Origin of the sequence: Dietzia massiliensis, assembly GCF_018390595.1 — a bacterium.
Classification (GTDB): Bacteria; Actinomycetota; Actinomycetes; order Mycobacteriales; family Mycobacteriaceae; genus Dietzia; species Dietzia massiliensis.
In genome coordinates this window covers 1-316 of record NZ_JAHBAV010000377.1, presented here as the reverse complement: position 1 = coordinate 316, position 316 = coordinate 1, and the positions used below count along the sequence as shown (strand labels likewise).

The following is a 316-nucleotide window of genomic DNA, read 5'->3' as shown; positions in this document are numbered from 1 at the left end:
AGCTGAATGTCCTTGGCTTCTTGAACGATACTTTTCTCAACCATCATCAGGCTCTTTTCTTCGTCGGGCTAGCGTCTTTACTCGATAGCTCTTGCAGTAAATGGCTTGATAGCAAAATGCCGGTATGGATTTGTTGCAGATCGTCGACGCGCGACTCTTTGGTCAGGCGTTCGATGGTCTGGCTTTCGTTAAAGCGGAAGTGGCAAACCAGCTGGTTGGTCTCGGCCAGTTTAACCATTTGCGGCAAAGTCAGCTGCGCCAGCGCATCGGCCATGGCTTCATCAATACCAAGACGGAACATCGCGGAGGCTTTTTC

At 50.6% G+C, this 316-nt stretch carries 1 protein-coding gene; it reads right to left on the bottom strand.

Features of this window, described 5'->3' with window-relative positions; all coding sequences use genetic code 11:
• Positions 1–46 precede the first annotated feature (46 nt).
• A partial coding sequence (flhD, locus tag KHA85_RS20790; protein WP_213186766.1) for a flagellar transcriptional regulator FlhD occupies positions 47–316 on the bottom strand: 270 nt, incomplete at its 5' end.